Annotated in this window: 15 protein-coding genes; 8 read left to right on the top strand and 7 right to left on the bottom strand. The window is 35.8% G+C overall.

Annotated features, from left to right (window positions below):
• Positions 1-60: 60 nt before the first annotated feature.
• Positions 61-1065, top strand: a complete 1005-nt coding sequence (iolG, locus tag QJV33_RS11195; protein WP_281463480.1) for an inositol 2-dehydrogenase — start codon at positions 61-63, stop codon at positions 1063-1065.
• Between the two features lie 49 nt (positions 1066-1114).
• On the opposite strand, the gene QJV33_RS11190 is transcribed toward iolG, so the two are convergent.
• Together QJV33_RS11190 and QJV33_RS11185 are read right to left on the bottom strand one after the other, a co-directional pair.
• Complete coding sequence (locus tag QJV33_RS11190; protein ID WP_281463479.1) at positions 1115-1939, bottom strand: TIM barrel protein; 825 nt, start codon at positions 1937-1939, stop codon at positions 1115-1117.
• A gap of 83 nt (positions 1940-2022) precedes the next feature.
• On the bottom strand, positions 2023-3492 hold the full coding sequence (locus QJV33_RS11185; RefSeq protein ID WP_281463478.1) for a sugar porter family MFS transporter: 1470 nt from the start codon (positions 3490-3492) through the stop codon (positions 2023-2025).
• A 531-nt stretch (positions 3493-4023) separates the two neighbouring features.
• Here QJV33_RS11185 and QJV33_RS11180 point away from each other — a divergent pair.
• Genes QJV33_RS11180 through QJV33_RS11160 form a run of 5 tightly spaced genes read left to right on the top strand, consistent with a single transcriptional unit; the run spans position 4024 to position 10701 of the window.
• Positions 4024-5928, top strand: coding sequence for a bifunctional 5-dehydro-2-deoxygluconokinase/5-dehydro-2-deoxyphosphogluconate aldolase (locus tag QJV33_RS11180; protein ID WP_281463477.1), 1905 nt, complete (start codon positions 4024-4026; stop codon positions 5926-5928).
• 30 nt (positions 5929-5958) lie between these two features.
• The gene (iolD, locus tag QJV33_RS11175) at positions 5959-7818 is read left to right on the top strand and encodes a 3D-(3,5/4)-trihydroxycyclohexane-1,2-dione acylhydrolase (decyclizing) (RefSeq protein WP_281463476.1); all 1860 of its coding nucleotides are present in this window, start codon (positions 5959-5961) and stop codon (positions 7816-7818) included.
• 23 nt (positions 7819-7841) lie between these two features.
• A complete protein-coding gene (iolE, locus tag QJV33_RS11170) occupies positions 7842-8729 on the top strand; it encodes a myo-inosose-2 dehydratase (RefSeq protein WP_281463475.1) in 888 nt (295 codons plus the stop codon).
• 10 nt (positions 8730-8739) lie between these two features.
• Complete coding sequence (gene iolB, locus QJV33_RS11165) at positions 8740-9540, top strand: 5-deoxy-glucuronate isomerase (RefSeq protein ID WP_281463474.1); 801 nt, start codon at positions 8740-8742, stop codon at positions 9538-9540.
• Between the two features lie 18 nt (positions 9541-9558).
• Entirely contained in the window at positions 9559-10701 is a 1143-nt protein-coding gene (locus QJV33_RS11160) for a Gfo/Idh/MocA family protein (RefSeq protein WP_281463473.1), read from the top strand.
• Positions 10702-10753: 52 nt separating this feature from the next.
• Here the strand turns inward: QJV33_RS11160 and QJV33_RS11155 are convergent, their stop codons facing one another.
• Together QJV33_RS11155 and QJV33_RS11150 are read right to left on the bottom strand one after the other, a co-directional pair.
• Positions 10754-11764, bottom strand: coding sequence for a ParB family protein (locus tag QJV33_RS11155; protein WP_281463472.1), 1011 nt, complete (start codon positions 11762-11764; stop codon positions 10754-10756).
• A gap of 5 nt (positions 11765-11769) precedes the next feature.
• Positions 11770-13014 (bottom strand): ParA family protein, encoded by a 1245-nt coding sequence (locus QJV33_RS11150; RefSeq protein WP_281463471.1) that lies wholly within the window; start codon positions 13012-13014, stop codon positions 11770-11772.
• A 199-nt stretch (positions 13015-13213) separates the two neighbouring features.
• On the opposite strand from QJV33_RS11150, the gene QJV33_RS11145 reads away from it, so the two are divergent.
• Positions 13214-14083, top strand: coding sequence for a MurR/RpiR family transcriptional regulator (locus QJV33_RS11145; RefSeq protein ID WP_281463470.1), 870 nt, complete (start codon positions 13214-13216; stop codon positions 14081-14083).
• Positions 14084-14328: 245 nt separating this feature from the next.
• On the top strand, positions 14329-15018 hold the full coding sequence (gene repM, locus QJV33_RS11140; RefSeq protein WP_281463469.1) for a replication initiation protein RepM: 690 nt from the start codon (positions 14329-14331) through the stop codon (positions 15016-15018).
• A 138-nt stretch (positions 15019-15156) separates the two neighbouring features.
• Here repM and hutI read toward each other — a convergent pair whose 3' ends face one another.
• From hutI to QJV33_RS11125, 3 genes are read right to left on the bottom strand one after another with little or no spacing between them, the layout of a single operon-like run.
• Entirely contained in the window at positions 15157-16368 is a 1212-nt protein-coding gene (hutI, locus tag QJV33_RS11135) for an imidazolonepropionase (RefSeq protein ID WP_281463468.1), read from the bottom strand.
• A 10-nt stretch (positions 16369-16378) separates the two neighbouring features.
• Positions 16379-17335 (bottom strand): formimidoylglutamase, encoded by a 957-nt coding sequence (gene hutG / locus QJV33_RS11130; protein WP_281463467.1) that lies wholly within the window; start codon positions 17333-17335, stop codon positions 16379-16381.
• A 35-nt stretch (positions 17336-17370) separates the two neighbouring features.
• Positions 17371-18741: an amino acid permease gene (locus tag QJV33_RS11125; RefSeq protein WP_281463466.1), complete on the bottom strand. Its 1371-nt coding sequence runs from the start codon at positions 18739-18741 to the stop codon at positions 17371-17373.

The following is an 18741-nucleotide window of genomic DNA, read 5'->3' as shown; positions in this document are numbered from 1 at the left end:
AATATTTTTCTAATTTTCAGGAAAATATTCATATTGAATTAACCAACGAAAGAAATAAAAATGCTAAATATTGCTGTCCTTGGTACAGGTCGTATCGGTCGTATGCATGTTGATAATATTGTTGCCCATCCCAAAGCAAAACTGGTGGGTATATTTGATATCAATATCGCTGCTGCACAAGAAGTAGCTAGCAAACATCACGTCAAACAATTCCAATCTATAAATGATGTTTTTGCTTCTTCTGAAGTCGATGCTGTTTTCATTGCGACCTCAACCGCCACCCATGCCGATTTAATTGAACACGCTGTCGCTGCTAACAAAGCGATTTTTTGTGAAAAACCTATCGATCTATCCCTAGATCGCGTAAAATCTTGTGAACAAAAAATCAAAGGAACAAATATCCCTATTATGCTTGGTTTTGTCAGAAGATTTGATAAAGGGCATCGTGCCGTCAGAAAATCCATTGAAGCCGGTGCAATTGGTGATGTGCATCAAGTGATTATCACGTCACGCGATCCAGATATAGCACCAGATGCATATATTGAAGTTTCTGGCGGTATTTTCCGCGATATGACCATTCATGATTTTGATATGGCGCGTTTTGTCCTTGGGGAAAATATTACAGAAGTTTCAGCAACAGGCTCTCGTCTGGTGAATACCCCCTTGATGGAACGCTGCAATGATTATGATACAGTCACCATTGTCATGAAAACAGCCTCTGGCAAGCAATGTATTATCAATAATTCTCGTCGTGCAATCTATGGATATGACCAACGTGTGGAGGCTTTTGGATCAAAAGGAATGGCTATTTCAGAAAACCATCCAATGAATAATATGCGTTTATATAGTGAGAATTTTACTGATCAAAAACCTGCTTTGATGAATTTCTTTATTGATCGTTATGGCGAAGCATTTAATAACGAAATTAGTATTTTCGTTGATGCTGTTGAACAAGGAAAACAACCCGAAGTTGGGTTTGAAGATGGCAAGCAAGCTTTGATATTGGCTGAAGCAGCAAGTCGTTCTATTCTTGAAAATCGTGTTGTTCGTTTAGATGAAATCTAAAAAAATGATAAAAGGTAAGTCTCTTTATTTACCTTTTATACCAATAAAATTAACTATTTAATGCACGAATAGCATGTACTGATTTTTTTAATTGTTGTTCCAAAATCCTTTTAAAACCTTCCCCTTTATTCGTATTGAATGGATCAGGACCTGGGGCTGCAATTTCAAAAATAATGGGTCCTTGATAGTGAATATCGTTTAATGCCATGATTTGTGACTTAAAATCTGTATGTCCCTCACCTATTGCACCGCGATTTGAATCTGCCGCATGATAAAGACCAAGATGTTGCCCAACTTCCCTTAAGGACGTTGCAGGATCAGCCTCTTCTATATTCATATGATACGCATCTGCTAATATCTTTAAATTAGGAGCTTTGACATGTTCAATTAAATTCAACCCCTCTTTCAAAGTGCAAATTTGATAACTTTCATAACGATTTAACACTTCAAAAACAACGTCAATTCCTGCCTGTTGCGCCATAGTACAGATTTGTTTTGTACTTTCCACTAAAAGCATATTTTCTTCTTTTTGTGTGCTGATAGGACGTATACGTTGCACCAGACCATGACAAGAAATCAATGGGGAACAAGGTTGTTGATTAATTTTCAAAACCCAATCAATTAATTTCTTATAATAATCAATAGCTTCTTGTCGAATAGTCGCATCAGGATGGGAAATATCAGCATCCCCAGGAGTGATAGAAAATATTTGCAACCCTTGATCTGCAAAAACTCTACCAGCCTGCACAGGATCAATCGAATGAATATCCCCATGTAACTCTACACCATTTAGTCCAATATTTTTTACAAGAAGGGCGGTTTCTTCAATGGGTTCATTATCAAAAATCCATGTACAACATCCAATATGACGCATAATAACCTCTTATGTTTAAAATCTATGGGCAGAATATTGCCTTCACAACATTGAAACAGTGTGAAGGCAGTACAAAATTGCTTTTATAATGCTTTAACAGAAACCTGATTATCTGTTTGTGTTTTGTTCTTACGATCCAACCAAATTTGTTGAATTTCTTCCAAACTGCGTCCTTTTGTTTCTGGAACAAAGAAGATCACAAAGAACGTTCCTAATACCCCCATAATTCCATAGATAATAAATGGGAAACCATGATTGAACACTGCATTCAAAGAAGCATTGCCATCCATAATTTTAAATGACCATGATACGAATAAATTTACTGTCCATTCAATAAAAACAGCCAAGCTCATGGCACGTCCTTTGATTGCTGTAGGGAACAATTCTGCCAATAAAACCCAAGCCATTGGTCCCCATGAAATAGAGAAGCTGGCACAGTAAAAAAGGATCATAAAGACAGCAATCATGCTATCTAATTTAAACATAAAAGTCGCAGCCAACCCTAACATTGCAATAGCTTGTAAAATACTACCAACAATTAACAAAGGTTTTCTACCAACCTTATCCACCATTTTCATAGCAATCAAACAGAAAATAACGGTTACAACACCAACGAAAATTGTCTGGAATAATGCCCCTCTTTCACCAAAGCCCATATTTTTAAACATTTCAGGGGCATAATACATCACGGCATTGATACCAACCAATTGTTGAAAAGCCGCAACACCAATTCCTACAAGAACTGCAGCCGCACCAAATTGAAATAAAGATCCCAATTCTGTATTTTTCTTTAAGCTGCTTCTAATTTCTGCAGCGGTTTGATGTGCTTCGTTTGGATGGAAAATATTATGTAATACATTCAATGCATCTTCATCGCGGTTTTTCAGCATTAACCAACGAGGAGTTTCAACAGCAGGAACCAACAAGATCAAGAAAATAAACGCTGGGATAATTTCTGAAACCAACATAATGCGCCAGCCTGTGGTCATCAACCAATCATGATCGCCAAGACTTGCAATAAACCAATTCACAAAATAAACGCCAGCTTGACCGCTAACAATGGCAATTTGATAGTAAATAATTAAACTGCCACGAATAGTTGACGGAGCAATTTCCGAAATATACATAGGTGCCAATGTCGACGCAATCCCCACCCCAATACCACAAATAATACGATAAAAGATAAAAGAACACACAATCGCCACAGGATCATGCAAAGGATATATCACCCCATATTCAGGCCAAGCCGATCCCAATGCTGAAATCACAAAAAGAACAGCTGATATAAATAACCCTTTTTTACGACCAACAAAGTCTGCAACAAATCCGCTGATAATACTGCCAATCATGCACCCAACAAGAGCGCTGGCAATAACAAATCCAGAAATAAAATCTTCCCAATTATTCGAAAGATTTAATGGTTTGACCAATTGATGATCAATCGATGCTACAGCACCCGAAATAACCGAGGTATCATATCCAAATAATAATCCCCCTAATGCTGCAACCAGAGTTGTTTTAGTAATAAAATTTCTTTTTGTTAAATCAGTCATAGATCTTTACTCTTTCATCTAAAAATACCCTTTAAGATTTTAAAAGAGTATTCTGTAACCCTGATAAAAAGGTCTTTTACGAACCTCAACCAAAAAGCAATTTGCCAACCTTATTGAATATTATTCTTTATTCGAAATAATTTCAAACTATGAAGTAAACCGCATACTCATCCTCTTTAGAAAATTTTTTCTAAAAGAATAATATTTGCTAATTATTATATAAATAATAAATTTTCTTAATAAACTTATTGTGTAACGATTGCTAAAATTCTAATTTTTTGAAAAAATTTTTCCAAATTAACTAATTAATTCGCAGTTTTTAACTCTTTTTTCTGTCAAAAAGGTTTATGATAACTTTTTGTTGAGCATTCTGCCTATGATTTTTGAAGGTAAAGCTCGATCAATAAGCTGTGAAAAGCAAAAGATCACATCTTTTTTATTATCCAAAAGCCTTAGTCTGTCGTAAATTTAAAATTATTTTTCTATATTTATGAAAAATAGAATTTTATTATTATAGTTGGAGAATACTTCATGACCAATGGCGAACTCGATGTGATTACTATAGGAAGATCTTCTATTGATCTTTATTCTCAACAAATAGGCTGTCGGTTAGAAGATACTTCATCTTTTAATAAAGCCGTTGGCGGATGCCCAGCCAATATTGCCATTGGAACATCCCGTTTGGGATTAAAATCAGGTGTGATTACGCGGGTTGGGAAGGATCATTTTGGACATTTTATTATCGAACAAATGCAACGTGAAGGCGTTAATACCAAAGGGATTCATCAAGATCCGGAACGCCTAACTGCCCTAGCAATTCTTGGCATTAGGGATTCTGAACAATTTCCGTTGCTATTTTACAGAACTGATTGTGCCGATGCTGCGTTATCAGAAGAGGATATTCATGAGGATTTCATTAAAAAAGCCAAAGCAATTGTAGTAACAGGAACGCATTTCGCCCAAGAAAACAGCGCAAAAGCACAACGTAAAGCCATGAAATTGATTCATACACATGGCGGAAAAGTCATTATCGATATTGATTATCGCCCAAATCTATGGGGGGTTGCATCTATTGGTGATGGTGAAGCACGTTATGTGCGTTCTAAAGAAGTAACAGAGAAATTATTATCCATTCTCCCTGAATGTGATTTGATCGTTGGCACAGAAGAGGAACTACATATTGCCAGCGGTTATGAAAACACCATCGAAGCTATTCGGCATATTCGCAAAATTGCTCCACAAGCAACCATTGTCTGTAAACGTGGTCCTATGGGATGCGTTGTTTTTGATGGGGATATTCCTCATGTTTTGGATCAAGGAATTAAAGGAAAAGGCTTCAAAGTTACTGTTTGTAATACGCTTGGAGCTGGCGATGCGTTCATGTCTGGTTTCTTAAGGGGCTGGTTAAAAAATGAACCGATTAATGTTTGTTGTACTTATGCAAATGCGTGTGGAGCATTTGCAGTTTCTCGTTTACTATGCTCCCCAGAATATCCGACCTTTATTGAATTAACGCATTTTTTAAATCAAAATAGTCATAATCATTCTATTCAACACGACAAAACGCTGACCCATTTACATCAAGCAACAACGCGTCCTGTTCAAACTAACCCTATCATGGCATTGGCATGCGATCATCGTTTGCAATTAGAAGAAATGGTGGATGAATATGGAGTTTCTCGAGATAAAATCAGTGAGTTTAAAATCCTAACCATTAAAGCAGCAGCATTAGTTGCTAAAGGCAGACCTGGGTTTGGCACTTTTATGGATGGTCGCTATGGTCAAGAAGCATTATTTTTAGCATCTCATGAAAATCTATGGATTTCTCGTCCCATTGAATATCCTGGTTCTCGCCCCCTTGATTTTGATGGTAAAGGCAGCCTAGGCGCACAATTATTATCATGGCCAGCACAACATACAGTGAAATGCCTTTGCTTTTATCACCCTGATGATCCTATTGAATTAAAAAAGAAACAATTAAGAGAACTTGAACGTGCCTATGATGCGTGTCAGCGTTTACAACGGGAATTGTTAATTGAAATTATCGCTGGAAAAAATGGACCATTAGACAGCCAAACCATCGCAACCGCCTTACAACAACTTTACGACGCAGGTCTTAAGCCAGCATGGTGGAAACTAGAACCTCAACAAGATCAGGCTGCATGGAAAGAAATTAATAACGTTATTAAACAAAATGATCCTCTATGTCGGGGTGTTGTGGTGCTTGGGTTAGATGCCCCCCTTGAAACCATTACACAAGCTTTCCAAGCTGCTGCAAAAATATCTTATGTCAAAGGATTTGCCGTGGGTCGTACAATCTTTGGAGAGCCTGCACGTCAATGGTTTACAAAACAAATCAATGATGATGAAGCTATTCAAAAGATGGCTAATGCTTTTCAACAGCTCGTTGATGCTTGGCTAAAAGCAGCGCAATAATATTCCCCAGACAAGTTAAGGAGAACAATAATGAAAACAATACGTCTTACAATGTCTCAAGCTTTGGTCAAAGCAATGATGGCACAAAAAATCAGACTAGATGATGGCAGCGTTCAACTTTTTTTTGCAGGAATGTGGGCAATTTTTGGTCATGGAAATGTTGCTGGTCTTGGGGAAGCATTATACGAAGTGAAAGATCAATTTCCAACTTTCAGAGGGCAAAATGAACAAGGAATGGCACATACAGCCATCGCTTTTGCCAAAGGTAAACGTAGAAGACAAGTAATGGCTTGCACAGCGTCTATTGGACCAGGTTCGTTAAATATGATTACAGCTGCCGGGGTAGCACATGCAAACCGTTTGCCTATTCTATTATTACCTAGCGATGTTTTTGCAACACGCCTGCCAGATCCAGTATTACAACAGCTTGAAGATTTTGGTGATGGTACTGTTTCTGTTAATGACAGCTTCAAACCTGTTTCAAGATATTTCGACCGCATTACACGACCAGAACAAATTATTCCTGCATTCCAGCGTGCAATGACTGTTTTAACGGATCCAGCAGAATGCGGACCTGTCACCCTTTCTCTGTGCCAAGACGTACAAACAATGGCATGGGATTTTCCAGCAACATTCTTTGAAGAAAAAATTCATTATATTCGTCGACCTCATCCTGATCCAAATGAATTAGAAACCGCTAAAGAAATTTTATTAAAAGCTAAAAAACCTTTAATCATCATTGGTGGCGGTGTTGCTTATTCTGGTGCGGAAAAGCTAGTTGAAGATTTCTGTAATAAGTATGGAATTCCTGCTGGTGAAACCAATGCTGGTAAATCAGCAGTTCCAGACCAATCTCCTTTAAACATGGGCGGGATAGGCGTCTCAGGAACAGCCGCCGCAAATGCACTGGCAAATGAAGCGGATGTTATCCTTGCTATCGGCAGCAGATTACAAGATTTTACAACAGGATCATGGGCAGTCTTTACAAATCCCAACCTGAAAATTATTGGTCTTAATATTCAACCTTTTGATGGCACCAAACATAATTCATATCCACTCATTGGAGATGCCAAAGCAATTTTAGAACTATTAAGCCAACAAATTACCAATTATAAAACCGATCAATCTTGGACAGAAAAAGCTAAAAATTTGAAAGCAAATTGGTATAAAATAGCCGATAAATACATGGCGATCCCATCAACAACCGCAGAAAAATTACCAAGTGATGCCCAAGTCATTGGTGCGGTTATGCGTTCCATTCCTGATAATAGTATTGTTGTCTGCGCTGCGGGCGGTTTGCCTGGGGAATTACAAAAATTATGGCGCGCCAAACAAAGTGGCGGATATCACATGGAATATGGTTTTTCTTGTATGGGATATGAAGTGGCTGGCGGTATTGGTGCAAAAATGGCAGAACCAGACCGTAATGTTGTGGTCATGGTGGGCGATGGTTCTTATCTGATGCTGAACTCTGAAATTGTTTCATCGATTATGTTAGGGGTAAAAATAACCATCGTTTTACTTGATAATCGTGGCTATGGATGTATCAATCGTTTACAACAAGCCTGTGGTGGAAAACAATTTAATAACATGCTTGTAGATACCCATCACAAAGAATTACCCAATATTGATTTCGTCCAACATGCTAGAGGATTAGGGGCAATCAGTAAAAAAGTTTCTTCTGTTCAAGAATTACAAGATGCATTAATAAAATCAGGACAGAATGATCGCACAACCGTCATCGTGATTGATACCGAAGCCGTCAGCATTACCGAAGAATGTGGCTATTGGTGGGATGTTGCTGTGCCAGAAATTTCAAAGCAAAAAACAGTCAATGAAGCCTATAAAACATACTTAAACTATAAAAAAACTCAAAGACTTTGGAATTAAAAATTAAACAAGGAACAAAGAACATGACAATTCGTATTGGTGCGCACGCAATTTGTTGGTCTAATGATGACATGCCTGAACTTGGTGGCGATATTCCTTTGGATATTTGTCTTTCCGAAGCCAGTCAAATTGGTATCGAAGGCATGGAAATGGGCAACAAATTTCCAAAAGAAGCCAATGCTTTGAAACAAACTTTGAGAAAATATAATTTAGACCTCACCAGTTGGTGGTTTTCAGGGGCTTTGTTATTACGTTCTGCCAAAGAAGAATTTAAGGCAATGCGTTCTCACCTCGATTTATTAAAAGCAATGGGATGTGATGTGGTTGTATATGCTGAAACAGCCAATACTATTCAAGGTCGCCGTGATATTGGACTAGCACATCGCCCAATTATGGAAAAATCTTGTTGGCAAGGTTATTTTGAAAAACTGAACGAACTTGCTCAATTAACACTAGATTATGGGGTTAAATTATCTTTTCACCATCATATGGGAACGATTGTCCAATCAGAAGAAGATATTGACCGTTTAATGGGGTCTACAAACAAAGAAGTATATCTTTTATTGGATACAGGTCATGCAACATGGGGCGGGGCGGATCCTATTCGTCTAGCCAAAAATTATGCAGAACGTGTTGCTCATATTCATACCAAAGACGTTCGTGAAGATGTTATGAAAAAAGCCAATGCTGAAAATTGGCCATTCTTAGACGGTGTTTTACAAGGTGTCTTTACGGTTCCTGGCGATGGCAGTGTTGATTATGTTGAATTTTTTAAGCCATTCCAAAACTATTCTGGCTGGATTGTCATTGAAGCTGAACAAGATCCTGTTAAAGCCAATCCATTTCAATATGTTACCAAAGGATATAAACATCTTATTACTTCATTAAATCAAGCTGGTATTCAAAAATAAGGAGCTTCTCATGAGTAAATTACTCGTCAAACCCCATACTCCAGATGCAGAAGGCATTGTCACACGCATTACCCCTCAAAGTGCTGGCTGGCAATATATCGGATTTGAAGTGGCTCACTTACAAGCTGGGCAAACATTAATCAGAGATGGTAATGACAATGAAATTTGCTTGGTCATTATCACAGGAAAAGCCGATATTTCAACCACAGAAAAAGATTTCGGTGTTCTGGGTGAACGTATGTCTGTTTTTGATGGTAAGCCTTCTGCGGTTTATGTTCCTCCTCATATGAAATGGACAGTCAAAGCAACCACTTATTTAGAATTAGCTATTTGCCAAGCCCCTGCAAAAAAGGGCGTTGCTCCTTATGCGATCAAAGCTGACGATATTGAAACCGTTAAGCGGGGCAGTGGCACGAATGTGCGTTATGTTAATAATATGCTGACCGATACTGATCCATCTGAAACTTTACTGGTTGTAGAAGTTATCACTCCAGGAGGAAACTGGTCCAGTTATCCACCCCATAAACATGATACCCCCATCGAAGGCAAAGAAACCTATCTGGAAGAAACCTATTATCATCGTAATAAGCGTAAAGGAGGATATGTTTTCCAGCGTGTTTATACAGACGATCGCTCGTTAGATGAAACCATGTCTGTCTATGATGGAGAAACGGTAATGGTTCCAAAAGGATATCACCCTGTTGGTGCGCCTCATGGTTGTGATTCCTATTATTTGAACGTCATGGCAGGTCCAACCAAACAATGGAAATTTAGCCAAAGTCCAGATTTCGCAGATATTGCTTTTCAATAAAATTAGAGAAAACATACAATGAAACAAAAAACAAATTTAGGTGTCGGTGTTATCGGTAGTGGCTTTATGGGCAAAGCTCATGCTTGGGCCTTTGGAAATGTGGCACGCTTTTTCCCCGTGCAACAAGAGCCTATTTTGAAAATATTGGCTGATGTCCCACTTGATAAAGCAAAAGCCGCAGCCAAACAATTAGGATTTGAGCAAGCGACCGATGATTGGAAATCGCTAATTCACAATCCAGAAATTGATATTGTATCCATCACAACCCCTAATAATTTACATACACCAATGGCTTTGGAAGCCATCAATGCAAAAAAAATTGTTTATTGTGAAAAACCTTTGGCAACCAATCTAAATGATGCCATTACAATGACCAAAGCTGCTGAACAGGCTGGAGTTATTACGATGGTTGGCTTTAACTATTTACGCAATCCAATGATGATTACAGCCAAAGAAATTATTCAAAGTGGTGAAATTGGTGAAATTACAGGCTATCGTGGTATTCATTCAGAAGGATTCATGGCAGATGCGGCACCCTACAACTGGCGCTGTGAAAAAAATCAGTTTGGCGGAGCTTTGGGGGATATTGGTTCTCATGCTCTAGCAACAGCACGTTTCTTGTTGGGTGAATTTGACTCGGTTTGTGGAAAATTAGATACAATCTATAACTCTAGACCTACAAAGGATGGTGGTTCAAAACCTGTTTATACAGACGATCAAGTCAATGCATTAATTCAATTCAAAGATCATCATTTTACTGGTGTTGTGACCTCTTCATGGTTAGCAACAGGATGGGAAATGCATCATGGATTTGAAATTTGTGGCAGTAAAGGCTCTTTGATTTTTGACCAAGCCAGATTTAACGAGTTACAAATTTATAAAGGAGATCAAAAAGCAGGTCGCCGTGGATTTACCACTATTGTGGCTGGACCAGAACATAAAGGATATGGTGAATTCTGTCCTGCAGGTGGACATCAAATTGGCTTTAATGATCTTAAAACGCTGGAAGTTCGTAAATTAATGGAATGTATTGAAAAAAATATACAGACCGATTTTAATTTTAGAGATGCGTTAACCATTGTTCGAATTTCTGAGGCTATTTCTATTTCATCAATTGAAAATCGTTGGGTTAATTTAGAAGAAATTCCTACAATTCAATAAATAAATTTCTTTGGCGAACAAGGGGGTTGTTTTTTGCCAAAGAAATTTAAAATTAACGTTCTTTTTCTTTTTTATTCAGATGATGAATAATCATTTGTTCAATTTCTTTGATCGTATTTATATTCATTCGATTAAATTCAAATTTTACTTTTCGACCATTTGAATTTCGACTAATCCTTGCATATTGATCTTTATTTGAAAAAGTAACCAGATCTCTTGTTTCCCAAATAATTTCCTTTTCTTGATTCATCATATTTTTAACATGCATCGTTAAATGATGAATTAAATATTGTTGTTGCTCTTCGATTGTCTCAATAGTCTCAAAATTAACTTCTGATCGTAATTGTTGACATAATGTTGGAATATCTAAATTATTTTTTTCAGCTTCTTTTTCAATTTTAGCAAGTTTTGAATAATAACTATTCGGTATGCCCTCAGCATCGGGGAAAATTTGAATAAGGTGTTCATTAATTTTTGCTGCTTGAATACGTTTTCTTATTGTTTCAGAGCTTGTATTTAAATATGCAGCTAAATCATCATTGGTTGTAAATCCCAATTCTTGCATTTGTTTTAAATATTGTTTCCCAACTTCACGATAAGAGAATTTTTTACTACTTTGTGATGCATTAATAATCTCATAAATTTCTTTTGAATTTAACTCATCAGTGATTACCCATAAAGGCAGATCTTGTTGTGTTTCTATACAGCAATAACGACGACGACTTCCTTCTATAAGATAATATTTATCTTGATGTTGAATGGCAATGCCTTCTTTATCAACACCACGCTCTCGAATTTGTTCTATGATATCACGCACAGATTGACGATCCAAAGCTGTCTGATTTCGTGGATTTATCGTATGAACGACAGTGTTTGATACAATCTTGTTTCCTGGAATAATAACGTGTTTGGCTTCTACTTTTCGACCATTAGAAAATGTAAAAGATCGTTTAAAATGAAGTGTTTTTTTTAATGAAGATAAATTGTTTTTTTGTTCAAAACTTGTTCTTTTATGACCATGTATGTAAAGATTTTTATTCGTTCCTCTTTCTATTTCAGACATTGATCTTACTCACTTTTTAAAGAAATCATTTTAATTTCATTGATAAATTGTTGATAGACTGAATAAACAGACATTTCCGCAATATCGAATTGTTTAGAAGAACAAAATTCTTCAGATTTTTTAATATCTAATATTGTTCTTCCTTTTTCTGCCGAAACTACAAAGGCTTCTGAATGTTTAATATTCGTTGTTAAAAATTTATCCTGAACTGTTCTTACCAATTTTGCTAATGTTCGTGTTTCATGTTGACTTTTATCATCAACATTAACGGCTAACACTTTAAACCATTTAATATTTTTTCCTTGAGAAGGAAGCTGTTTTAATCTTTCGGCAATGGTTAACATATAATTTGTTGTTGATGCAAAATCATATTCACGCGGTGTGATAGGAACTAGTAAAGCATCGGCAGCTTCATTGATAGACCAAATAATTGGGGAATCTTGTGGGGGTGTATCAATAAAAATTAAATCATACTGAGATTTTAAAATAGGTAAGATAACATCACGAAAGCGAATAAGTAATTTATGCCTTTCTTCTTTATTAATTCCCCAATAAGTATCTGTAAAACGATCATCGGTTGGAAAGGCTGTAATAACATCTAAATTGGGTAAATGAGTGCTAAATGGGATTTTAGAAATAATAGCTTCTTCTGAATAACCTGCTTTGATATATTGTGCATACTCGCCTTGTGGTTCATATTCTTTTAATAAAATATCTGTAATGGTTAAAAAGACATCATCTTCATCGACAGCACGAATAAGGTTATTACCTATTGATCCCTGTGGATCTGAGTCTATAATACATATACGTGCATTTAAATGAAGATCTAAGGCTGCTGCGGTTGCTAAGGTCAGGGTTGTTGTGCTTTTACCTGTACCGCCTTTATGATTTTCAGTAACGATAATTCTTGCTTCATATGTATCTTTATAACATGGTTGTTTTAGCTCATTCATAATAGATTGAATATCAAAACGTGTATAAAGATGATTTTTATTTTGCAAAATAGGTTTTTCAATAATTTCTTTATTTTCTAATTCTGTTAGAATTTTACTAAATGTATTTCTGGATTTACCAAAAAAATCAGCAAGTGCTTTTTTATTCATACAATGATTATAAATTAGACGATCTAATCCATCAATTTGTTCATCAGAAACATGCATTTGTGTTGTTTCTATCACTGAATCTTTTAAGGATAATTGTTCTTGTTTCATTCTTTGCCCAATGGCAGAGATATCATCTAATATATTCATTACAAAATCCAAAATATTATTTTAACATATAAGCGCAAAATGATCGCTTTATTGATTAAAAATACAATTTAATGCTCAAATTTACTTTTAATAATAAAATTACGATTTGTAAATTAGAAATATTTTTTTATTTAAATATAATTTAGTGAATAATCAGTTTATATTTAGAATTTCAGGTATATTTTAAAATAGGTTTTTTATGGAACAGACTTTCGAGAATAAAACAAATAATGAGATTAATACATTATTACCGTATGATTATTATAGTTTACATCAATTAATTCTTGATCGAAAGAGTGGTTTTTCAAAACGTTTGGTTCAGATAGCAGATTTTCTATTAGCAACACCGTCTTATACAATTGCTTTTGGAAAAATTACTGAAATTGCAAAAGCAGCAGAAGTACAGCCATCAGCTTTGGTGCGTTTTGCAAAAAATTTAGGTTATAGCGGTTTTTCAGAATTACAAGCTATTTTTAGAGATCATGCAAGTCGTTTTTGGCCTGATTACTCTGAAAGAATTGATAATATTAATCATCAAGATTTAAGTGATGAATCTGCTCATCAGAAAAAATTATTAAGTAATTTTATAGAATCATCTCATCAATCTTTAAATATTTTAGAACATAATATTAATTATAAGCATTTAGATAAAATGATAGATTTATTAGCAAATGCAGAAACAATTTGTTTAATAGGTACAGAGCGTGTTTACTCAATTATTATGTATATGACGTATATTTTTCGTCGAGCTGGTATTAAATGTGAATATGCTGATGATGCTGGTGGTCTTGCACGAAATCAAATAGAACTTCTTAGTCAAAAAGATGCTATATTGACGATTAGTTATACACCTTATGCTTCTAAAACTCTAGATTTGGTTTTCTTTGCAAAAGAATTAGAAATTCCAATTGCTGCTATTACAGATTCTTCTTTTTCTCCATTAGTACATAATGCAAATATTTGGCTTGAGATAACTGAAGCAAATTACTCAGGTTTTAGATCATTAACAGCTACATTCGCTATTGTGAGTATGTTAGCAATAGCAATTAATACAAAGCGTAAATGTTAGACTTATCCACAGGCAAAATGTTTTAAGTCTTTTAATTACTTTTAAAGACTTTTACTATTCAATAAGTTTATGTATTTCAATGATAATATCGTCTATATGACACCATTTTTCGACCTATATGACACCATTTTTCGACCTATATGACACCGTTTTTCGACCTATATGACACCATTTTTCGATCTATTGACACCAAAGATATACAATGGTTGTATAGGGTAAAGAATTCTTATGTGGTGTTATGAAATATGAAGGAAATCATTGTCAAAGATAATGTATTAATTAATGCTAGCTACGATCTTGACTTAGTTGAACAAAGATTAATTTTATTAGCGATTGTTGAGGCAAGAGAAACAGGTAGAGGGATTAATGCAGATAATGCGTTAACGGTTCATGCTTCAAGTTATATGAATCATTTCCATGTAGAGAAACACACGGCTTATTATGTAATGAAGCAAGCTTCAGAGAATTTATTTGAACGTCAATTTAGTTATCAATTTACAAATGAAAAAGGAAATTTAGAATTTGTCAGATCAAGGTGGGTGAGTGAGGTTCGATATGTTGAAAAAGAGGCTCTTATTAAACTAATATTTTCTCCTTCAGTTGTGCCATTAATTACACGCCTGGAAAAACATTTTACAAGTTATGAATTAAAACAGGTGAATAGATTATCCAGCCGATATGCTGTACGTTTGTATGAGATGTTAATTGCTTGGAGGAGTTTAGGGAAGACACCTATCTTTGAATTGCAAGAATTTCGTAATCAATTAGGTATTCAACAGGATGAATATAAACGAATGGAGCTGTTTAAAAGACGCGTTTTAGAGGCAGCTATTATACAAATTAATAATCTTACCGATATTGTAGTAAAATATAAACAGCATAAAAATGGTAGGGTTATCATTGGCTTTAGTTTTACATTTCAGCAAATTAGATGATTCATATAACACCATTTTTCGACCATTAATGACAAAAATCATTGGATATAAAAAGTAAATAAGAGAAAATTAATTTACTTTAATCGAGAAAGTTGTATATCAAAATTATAAGTTGTATCAACGGTATTTCGTGAAATATTACTTTTCTTTTACATCTAGAATTTTCCCATTTACAATTATTTTATTTTTGATTTGTCCTCCTAACCAATAAGCTAAGTCGGCTGGATGTGTGATATCCCAAGCTACGAAATTGGCTATTTTTTTTTGCTCTAAGCTCCCATGCTGATGGTTTAGTGCTAATGCATGTGCAGCATTGATTGTTACACCAGCCAAAGCTTCTTCTGGGGTCATTTTAAACAGAGTACAAGCCATGTTTAACAACAACCTTGCCGAGAGCATGGGAGAAGTTCCTGGGTTTAAATCTGTAGATAGGGCTATTTTAACGTGATGTTGACGCAGTGACGGAATAGGGGGGAGTTGTTTCTCTCGTAACATATAAAAGGCTCCAGGCAATAATACAGCGACTGTATCAGATTGAGCCATTGCAATAACGTCTTGCTCGGTCATATATTCCAAATGATCGGCGGATAATCCGTGATATTTGGCTGCTAGTGAGGATCCATGTAAAGAGGAAAGTTGTTCGGCATGTATTTTAATAGGTAAATTTAATTTCTGTGCCTTACGAAAAACCTTTTCTACTTGTTGAGGGGAGAATGCAATATGCTCACAAAATGCATCCACAGCATCAATCAGATTTTCAGAAGCAAATAAAGGTAACATTACATCACAAATATAATCAATATATTCGTCCGATCGATTTTTATATTCTATTGGAATATCATGAGCTGCTAAACAAGTAGCTTTAATAGTAATGGGTAATAGTGTTTTCAGCTTTTGAATAACGGTTAATATCTTTCTTTCACTGTTTAAATCTAATCCATATCCAGATTTAATTTCGATAGCGGTAACACCGTCTTTCATTAAGAATTCGATGCGTTTTAAAGCCAGTTTTAGCAACTCTTGTTCTGTCGCTTGACGTGTTGCATTTACTGTGCTGATGATTCCACCTCCTTTGGCTGCGATTTCACTATAGCTGATACCGTGAAGTCTTTCTTCAAATTCTGCGCTGCGACTACCTGCAAACACAAGATGTGTATGGCAATCAATCAATCCAGGGGTAACCCACCAATAATTCAAACTGATTTGTTGGGCATCACTATCAGGGACTTCGTGCGCTTTTCCAATCCAAATAATTAGACCATCTTCTGTCAAGATAGCGGCATCTTCAATAATGTTATATCGACCATCTCGCATTGTAATCGCATGTAGATCTTTCCATAAAGTTTTCATGGTTTATTCCTTATTTCCAGTTAAACAAGATTTGCCAAATAAATCGTGCTGCTACTCTTGCACATAACCCATCTTTGTCTAAATCTGGATTAAATTCAACAAAATCAACGGCTTTTAACTTGTTTGTTGCTTTTATTTCTTCGGCAAGGGTTAATAAAATAGATAAATCTACCCCATAGGCTGCTGGGGCTGAAACAGCGCTCATAATACTCAAGGGTAAAACGTCTAAATCAATGGTTAAATAAATTATATCAACGGCTTTTATAAAATCGTGTAATTGCTTTTGGATAAAATCTAAACGATTAAAATGACATTCTGTATCCCAGATAATATGTACATTTAATTTATGAGCTGTTTCCAAGAGGGATTGCGTATTTGATGCCAAGCTGGCACCGATACATAGATAGTTAAATTCAATATCTTGCTGTTGGCAAAAATGTGCCAGCTGTTTAAACGGTGTGCCAGAAGAGGTTGTAGAGGAGTTGCGTAAATCTAAATGTGCATCAAAATTGATAATACCAATTTTTTTTCCGATATGACTTTGGTAGATCCCAAGTCCATGCCCATAAGCGGTCTCATGCCCCCCTCCCAAAACTAAAGTTTTTAATTCTAGATTTTGACATTCTTTAATTGATTGTGCCAAATATTGTTGGCTGGTATTTAAATCTTGGTTGAAAAGAATATTTCCAAAATCAACAATTTGATGAATTGTATGAGCGGCTAAATTCCCCAAAGATTTACGTAAGATATCGGGGGCATTGGCAGCCCCCACTCTGCCTTTGTTTAATCGAACACCTTCATCACACATAAACCCCATGAATGCAATATGATGTAAATAATGGTTTGGTAAGAAATTTTTGGCCACCTTTATAATTTGAAATAGTCGTAACGCAGAGGGGCCTTCCTCCCGATCATTGCGCCCACTCCAAATATTTTTTTCTGTTGCTTTCCAAAAATGATGTGCCATCTTTATTCCTTTTAAGAAAAATAATTATCAATAGATTATATAGATGCGTTCTTTTTATATAATATTTTGATTATGTAATAACATCCAACTAACCAGGCTACCCATCCCATTCCGATATAAAGAGCAACACGCGTTTCTGGAATGATACCAACCACAACGATCACAAACATCATAAAGAATATCGTTAGGATAGGGGCAATAGGCCAGAATGGTACAGGATATTTAAGGTTTTTAACCTCTTCTTTGGTTAATTTCATTCGCATACAAAATTGTGAAAGTAAAATCATCAGCCATACTAAAACAGTTGCAAATGTTGCCATGGCTGCAATGAAAAAGAATAACCCTTCATGATAGAAATAATTGAGGACAACGCCTATAATGAGGACCAAAAACATGATTAAAACGGCACTGATTGGTGTTCCATTTTTAGAAAGATAGTTAAGCTGTTTTAGTGCGCTTCCTTTTTGTGCCAGTCCATACATCATTCGGCTTGCACCATACATATCACTATTGATGGCGGAAATGGCTGCGGTGATACAAACAATATTCAAAATATTGGCAGCGGATTTAATCCCGATACTGTTAAATATCGTAACGAATGGGCTGCCATCTAAACCAATTTTATCCCAAGGATAAATAGACATTAATATGGTTAACGTCATAAGATAAAAGAGTAAAATTCGCATGGGAATGGTGTTGATGGATTTAGGTATATTTCTATCTGCATCTTTGGTTTCAATAGCCGTTAAGCCAATAATTTCAATGCCTCCAAAGGCAAACACAACGACGCTGAAACATGCAATAAACCCAAACCAACCATTTGGCATCCATCCGCCATTGCTCCATAAATTATGTAGTCCTACAGAAGCATGGTGCGAATATTGGAACCCAAAAATTAAAATAACAGAACCCGCAACAATCATTGCAACAATTGCAAGAACTTTAATAGCGGACAACCAAAATTCTAATTCACCAAAAATTTTAACCGCCGCTAGGTTTATTCCCGTAATAATTAGGGTAATTCCTAACGCCCAAACCCATGATGAAACACCCGAGTACCAAAAATCCATGTAACCAGCAAAGGCAGTGATGTCTGTTAAGCACACCAAAGCCATTTCAAAAACATATGTCCATCCTGTAACAAAACCCGCCAAAGGACTGATAAAATGTGTTGCGTAATACCCAAAAGATCCAGCCGATGGGTGTTGCAGTGCCATTTCACCTAATGCACGCATTACCATAAAAACAGCTGCCCCTGCGATACAATACGCAAATAAAACACTTGGACCAGCAAGGTTAATTGCTGATGCGGAACCGTAAAAAAGACCCGTGCCTATTGCTGAACCAAGTGCAATGAAAAAAATATGCCGTTTACTTAGCCCTTTTTTTAATTCATGTTGTGTCAA

The organism is Commensalibacter nepenthis (assembly GCF_029953305.1).
GTDB lineage: Bacteria > Pseudomonadota > Alphaproteobacteria > Acetobacterales > Acetobacteraceae > Commensalibacter > Commensalibacter nepenthis.
This window is presented reverse-complemented; position numbering and strand designations above follow the sequence as displayed.

Excerpts from the sequence above, each read along its gene's own strand:
- iolG (WP_281463480.1), top strand. The coding sequence starts at position 61 with ATGCTAAATATTGCTGTCCTTGGTACAGGTCGTATCGGTCGTATGCAT.
- QJV33_RS11190 (WP_281463479.1), bottom strand. The coding sequence starts at position 1,939 with ATGCGTCATATTGGATGTTGTACATGGATTTTTGATAATGAACCCATT.
- QJV33_RS11185 (WP_281463478.1), bottom strand. The coding sequence starts at position 3,492 with ATGACTGATTTAACAAAAAGAAATTTTATTACTAAAACAACTCTGGTT.
- QJV33_RS11180 (WP_281463477.1), top strand. The coding sequence starts at position 4,024 with ATGACCAATGGCGAACTCGATGTGATTACTATAGGAAGATCTTCTATT.
- iolD (WP_281463476.1), top strand. The coding sequence starts at position 5,959 with ATGAAAACAATACGTCTTACAATGTCTCAAGCTTTGGTCAAAGCAATG.
- iolE (WP_281463475.1), top strand. The coding sequence starts at position 7,842 with ATGACAATTCGTATTGGTGCGCACGCAATTTGTTGGTCTAATGATGAC.
- iolB (WP_281463474.1), top strand. The coding sequence starts at position 8,740 with ATGAGTAAATTACTCGTCAAACCCCATACTCCAGATGCAGAAGGCATT.
- QJV33_RS11160 (WP_281463473.1), top strand. The coding sequence starts at position 9,559 with ATGAAACAAAAAACAAATTTAGGTGTCGGTGTTATCGGTAGTGGCTTT.
- QJV33_RS11155 (WP_281463472.1), bottom strand. The coding sequence starts at position 11,764 with ATGTCTGAAATAGAAAGAGGAACGAATAAAAATCTTTACATACATGGT.
- QJV33_RS11150 (WP_281463471.1), bottom strand. The coding sequence starts at position 13,014 with ATGAATATATTAGATGATATCTCTGCCATTGGGCAAAGAATGAAACAA.
- QJV33_RS11145 (WP_281463470.1), top strand. The coding sequence starts at position 13,214 with ATGGAACAGACTTTCGAGAATAAAACAAATAATGAGATTAATACATTA.
- repM (WP_281463469.1), top strand. The coding sequence starts at position 14,329 with ATGAAGGAAATCATTGTCAAAGATAATGTATTAATTAATGCTAGCTAC.
- hutI (WP_281463468.1), bottom strand. The coding sequence starts at position 16,368 with ATGAAAACTTTATGGAAAGATCTACATGCGATTACAATGCGAGATGGT.
- hutG (WP_281463467.1), bottom strand. The coding sequence starts at position 17,335 with ATGGCACATCATTTTTGGAAAGCAACAGAAAAAAATATTTGGAGTGGG.